This window comes from Streptococcus sp. CL8.13 (genome assembly GCF_049737895.1).
The window spans coordinates 1-4,795 of the sequence record NZ_JBKOTT010000073.1; the positions used below are offsets into that span (position 1 = coordinate 1).

Consider the following 4,795-nt stretch of genomic DNA (forward strand, 5'->3'; position numbering starts at 1 on the left):
TCCAAGGCTGGATTCAAAATAAGTGGAGTGATGATATCGTTAACAAGTGAAGTAACGATTGCACCAAAAGCAGAGGCAATGATCACACCGACAGCAAGGTCAACAACATTACCACGAAGCAAAAATGCTTTAAGATCTTTTAACATTTTCATAATTTCCTTTTAAAAAATTTTTACACTTAATTATATATTAATTAAGAAGTTCTTGCAAGCTATATGTTTAAAATTTTTCTTATTTTTTAAAAATAAATACCTTACTAAAAATGTAATTGAGGATAATTATCAAGAATTGTGCAAGAACGGTTTCAATACTATTCACCTTATTAATATTATTACTTACAAATTGTCCGATAATATTAGGAAACTGAGTTACAAAGAGAAAAGTTAAAAACAAGTCTAAAAGAAAAGTAGAAAGACGTGCTAGAGTAAATTTTACTAAACGGATTGACCAATTCTCTCTAGCTTGCTTAAAGACAAGCCTATCATTTGTAATAAAGGCAAATAGGATACCGATACTATTTGCTAGCCCAGTAGCAAGGAGTTCTCTATGAGTTAGTTGATAAATGACTAATCTGGATAGAATGGAGACAAGAGTAGTTGCTATTCCAAAAAAAAGATAGGCTAAGAGCTCATTCACGAAGAGATTTTGAATGCGTTTTTTCATTCTTTTAGTATAGCATAAAGCAGGCTATTGTGCTATACTAGTAAGGTTGACTCAAGCAACCCTTGGTGCTTAGCTTCTTTCACCAAGCATATTATACGCGGGAAACCGCCAAAGGAGAAAAAATGAAAAAATTAACTATTCGTGATGTTGCAGATATTGCAATCGTTGCTGCCATCTATGTCGTTTTAACTGTCACACCACCCCTAAATGCCATTAGCTATGGTGCTTATCAGTTCCGTATTTCAGAAATGATGAACTTTATGGCTTTTTACAATCCTAAGTACATCATCGGAGTTACTATCGGTTGTATGATTGCTAATTTCTTTAGCTTCGGACCGCTAGATGTCTTTGTTGGTGGTGGATCAACCTTAGTATTCCTTAGTCTAGGTGTTTGGCTTTTTGCAAAATACAGCAAGGATTATCTTTTTAACGGATTGATTCGAAAAGATCATTTCTTCTTCTCAATCCTCTTTTCAATTTCTATGTTTACTATCGCTGCCGAGTTGAATATGGTAGCGCAATTACCATTTTTCCTTACTTGGTTTACAACAGGTATCGGTGAATTTGCCTCATTGATTATTGGTGCGATTATCATTGGTAAAATTGGTCGTCGAATTGATTTAAGCAAATAAGAAGATAAGCTAGGTAGCTCTTACCTGGCTTTTTCTTATGGAAAATATCTAAGGAAACTTGACAAGATTTTCTAACTATAGTATACTTTTCAAGTAAGCTGATTTAGCTCAGTTGGCAGAGCGCATCCATGGTAAGGATGAGGTCGCCGGTTCAATCCCGGCAATTAGCATTAAATAGACAAGAAAATCCTTGTAAATCAAGGGTTTTTGTTATGTGTGCATCAAATGTTTCAAAGATATTTCTTATGCACCTGTGTAAATAAAACTAATACTCAATGAAAATCAAAGAGCAAACTAGGAAGCTAGCCGCAGGTTGCTAAAAGCACTGCTTTGAGGTTGTAGATAGAACTGACGAAGTCAGTAACCATAACTACGGTAAGGCGACGCTGACGAAGTTTGAAGAGATTTTCGAAGAGTATAAAGAGTTTCGTCTGTTGACAAAAGTTATTCTCTTTAGTAGAATAGTAGATGCGATGAGTCGATAGGTAGTCTTCGGGCTACTATTGAGCATAAGGAGGTCATAACGCAGGAGCGGACCTTGATGAGTTGTGTGAACCTGCTCATCACATGAAGATGCCTCTTAGTCCCTAGTCTAGCGACTGGGGATTTTTATTTTCTAAAAAATGATGAAAAAGCTTTGCAATTCATGGAAAAAGTAGTATAATACATCTATTATAGAAATTTTTAGAAAATTCCGAAAGAGGTTATTTATGGGATATACAGTTGCTGTAGTCGGCGCGACAGGTGCTGTCGGAGCTCAGATGATAAAAATGTTGGAAGAATCAACACTTCCAATCGATAAAATTCGTTTACTTGCTTCTGCACGTTCAGCAGGCAAGACTTTGAAATTTAAAGATCAAGATATTACGATTGAAGAAACAACTGAAACAGCTTTTGAGGGAGTTGACATTGCTCTCTTTTCAGCAGGTGGTTCTACATCAGCTAAATATGCACCATACGCAGTTAAAGCTGGTGCGGTAGTAGTAGATAATACATCTTACTTCCGTCAAAATCCAGATGTTCCTTTGGTTGTTCCAGAGGTCAATGCTCATGCACTTGACGCCCACAACGGTATCATTGCCTGCCCTAACTGTTCAACAATCCAAATGATGGTGGCTCTTGAGCCAGTTCGCCAAAAATGGGGCTTGGACCGTATCATTGTTTCAACTTACCAAGCAGTTTCAGGTGCTGGTATGGGAGCAATTCTTGAGACTCAACGTGAACTTCGTGAAGTCTTGAATGATGGAGTGAAACCACGTGATTTACATGCGGAAATCTTGCCTTCAGGTGGTGACAAGAAACACTATCCTATCGCCTTCAATGCTCTTCCACAAATCGATGTCTTCACTGATAATGATTACACTTACGAAGAGATGAAGATGACTAAGGAAACTAAGAAAATTATGGAAGATGACAGTATTGCAGTATCTGCAACATGTGTGCGTATTCCAGTCTTGTCAGCTCACTCTGAGTCAGTTTACATCGAAACAAAAGAAGTGGCTCCAATCGAAGAAGTAAAAGCAGCTATCTCAGCCTTCCCAGGTGCTGTTCTTGAAGATGATGTAGCTCATCAAATTTATCCTCAAGCCATCAATGCCGTGGGTTCACGTGATACCTTTGTTGGTCGTATCCGTAAAGACTTGGATGCTGAAAAAGGAATCCACATGTGGGTTGTTTCAGATAACCTTCTCAAAGGTGCTGCTTGGAACTCCGTTCAGATTGCAGAAACTCTTCACGAACGTGGATTGGTTCGCCCAACAGCTGAATTGAAGTTTGAATTAAAATAGTCATATCGTTTAGGAGTTCAGATGAACTCCTTCTTTGAAATAGAGAGGTGTTTTCATGTCTTATCAAGATTTAAAAGAGTGTAAAATCATCACGGCCTTTATTACCCCTTTCCATGAGGATGGTTCTATCAACTTTGATGCCATTCCAGCCTTGATTGAGCATTTGTTGGCCCATCACACAGACGGCATTCTTCTTGCAGGGACGACTGCTGAGAGTCCAACTTTAACCCACGACGAGGAGTTAGAACTCTTTGCAGCTGTACAAAAGATTGTTAATGGACGTGTTCCTTTGATTGCGGGTGTAGGTACCAATGATACACGAGACTCAATCGAATTTGTCAAAGAAGTAGCAGAATTTGGCGGTTTTGCTGCTGGGCTTGCTATTGTTCCTTACTACAACAAGCCTTCTCAAGAAGGGATGTACCAGCACTTTAAGGCCATTGCAGACGCTTCGGACCTACCAATTATCATTTATAACATTCCAGGTCGTGTGGTTGTCGAATTAACTCCAGAAACTATGCTTCGTTTGGCTGACCATCCAAATATTATCGGTGTCAAAGAATGTACGAGCTTAGCTAATATGGCTTACTTGATTGAGCATAAGCCAGAAGAGTTCTTGGTCTATACAGGTGAAGATGGGGATGCCTTCCATGCCATGAACCTTGGTGCGGATGGGGTTATTTCCGTTGCCTCCCATACAAATGGAGATGAGATGCACGAGATGTTCACTGCCATCGCAGAAAGCGATATGAAAAAAGCGGCAGCTATTCAGCGTAAATTCATTCCTAAAGTCAATGCCCTCTTCTCTTATCCAAGTCCTGCTCCAGTTAAGGCAGTTCTTAACTACATGGGATTTGAAGCTGGTCCAACTCGTCTACCTCTTGTTCCAGCACCAGAAGAAGATGCCAAACGCATTATCAAGGTTGTTGTAGATGGCGACTACGAAGCGACTAAGGCAACTGTAACAGGTGTTTTAAGACCAGATTACTAATAATACTATAAAATCCATGACCGCAAGAAGGATCATGGATTTTTCTTATTTTCCTAAACAGAATTGGCTAAAGAGTTGGGTGATGAGTTCATCAGGAGCCGCATCTCCAGTGATTTCTCCGAGAATTTCCCAAGTACGGGTCAAGTCAACTTGCAACAAATCAACTGGCATACCTAGTTCAAGACCTTGGTTAACAGCCTGTAGGCTTTCAACTGCCTTTTCAATCAAAGAAATGTGACGGGCATTAGACAAGTAAGTAGCATCTTGCTCAACCAAGCCAGCATTTTCAAAGAAGAGGTTGTTGATTCTCTCTTCGATCTTATCAATATTTTGGTTTTTAAGAACTGAAATACGGATGACATCTTCAGGTAGTTCTGAAGTTTCAATTGCTTCAGGAAGATCAGTTTTGTTAAGCAGAATAATGCGATTAGTATCTTGGCTGATTTCTAAGAGTTGGCGATCTTGGGCGGTCAGTGGTTCACTGGCATTTAACACTAGTAGTACCAAGTCAGCTTCCTTGAGGGCTTTTTTCGAACGCTCAACACCGATTTGTTCCACGATGTCATCTGTTTCACGAATACCGGCCGTATCAATCAATTTGAGAGGAACACCATTGATGTTGACGTATTCTTCAATGACATCTCGAGTAGTACCAGCAATATCTGTAACGATAGCCTTGTCCTCACGCAAGAGGTTGTTGAGCAGGCTAGATTTCCCAACGT

At 39.4% G+C, this 4,795-nt stretch carries 6 protein-coding genes, 1 tRNA gene and 1 riboswitch; of the genes, 4 read left to right on the plus strand and 3 right to left on the minus strand.

What is annotated here, in order from left to right; genetic code table 11:
* Positions 1 to 146: MscL family protein (locus ACLNCN_RS03395; RefSeq protein ID WP_424844622.1), on the minus strand; the 146-nt coding region annotated here is incomplete at its 3' end.
* A gap of 85 nt (positions 147 to 231) precedes the next feature.
* Positions 232 to 663 carry a GtrA family protein gene (locus tag ACLNCN_RS03400; RefSeq protein WP_261035159.1) on the minus strand — a complete coding sequence of 144 codons (432 nt, stop codon included), beginning with the start codon at positions 661 to 663 and terminating at the stop codon, positions 232 to 234.
* A 28-nt stretch (positions 664 to 691) separates the two neighbouring features.
* Positions 692 to 788, plus strand: a riboswitch (PreQ1 riboswitch).
* Between ACLNCN_RS03400 and ACLNCN_RS03405 the strand changes: the two genes are divergently transcribed.
* The 4 genes from ACLNCN_RS03405 (at position 786) to dapA (ending at position 4,073) form a co-directional block, all read left to right on the plus strand.
* Positions 786 to 1,295, plus strand: coding sequence for a QueT transporter family protein (locus ACLNCN_RS03405; RefSeq protein WP_261035158.1), 510 nt, complete (start codon positions 786 to 788; stop codon positions 1,293 to 1,295). (Overlaps the previous riboswitch by 3 nt.)
* Before the next feature lie 97 nt (positions 1,296 to 1,392).
* Positions 1,393 to 1,465, plus strand: a tRNA-Thr gene (locus tag ACLNCN_RS03410).
* A 540-nt stretch (positions 1,466 to 2,005) separates the two neighbouring features.
* Entirely contained in the window at positions 2,006 to 3,082 is a 1,077-nt protein-coding gene (locus ACLNCN_RS03415) for an aspartate-semialdehyde dehydrogenase (protein ID WP_078228400.1), read from the plus strand.
* A gap of 55 nt (positions 3,083 to 3,137) precedes the next feature.
* Positions 3,138 to 4,073, plus strand: a complete 936-nt coding sequence (gene dapA / locus ACLNCN_RS03420) for a 4-hydroxy-tetrahydrodipicolinate synthase (RefSeq protein ID WP_000121608.1) — start codon at positions 3,138 to 3,140, stop codon at positions 4,071 to 4,073.
* A 45-nt stretch (positions 4,074 to 4,118) separates the two neighbouring features.
* Here dapA and ACLNCN_RS03425 read toward each other — a convergent pair.
* The coding region (locus ACLNCN_RS03425) for a GTPase (RefSeq protein WP_424844621.1) at positions 4,119 to 4,795 on the minus strand (677 nt) is incomplete at its 5' end.

What these genes read in the sequence shown, in the direction of transcription:
- ACLNCN_RS03400 (WP_261035159.1), bottom strand. Translation starts at nt 663, where the DNA reads ATGAAAAAACGCATTCAAAATCTCTTCGTGAATGAGCTCTTAGCCTAT.
- ACLNCN_RS03405 (WP_261035158.1), top strand. Translation starts at nt 786, where the DNA reads ATGAAAAAATTAACTATTCGTGATGTTGCAGATATTGCAATCGTTGCT.
- ACLNCN_RS03415 (WP_078228400.1), top strand. Translation starts at nt 2,006, where the DNA reads ATGGGATATACAGTTGCTGTAGTCGGCGCGACAGGTGCTGTCGGAGCT.
- dapA (WP_000121608.1), top strand. Translation starts at nt 3,138, where the DNA reads ATGTCTTATCAAGATTTAAAAGAGTGTAAAATCATCACGGCCTTTATT.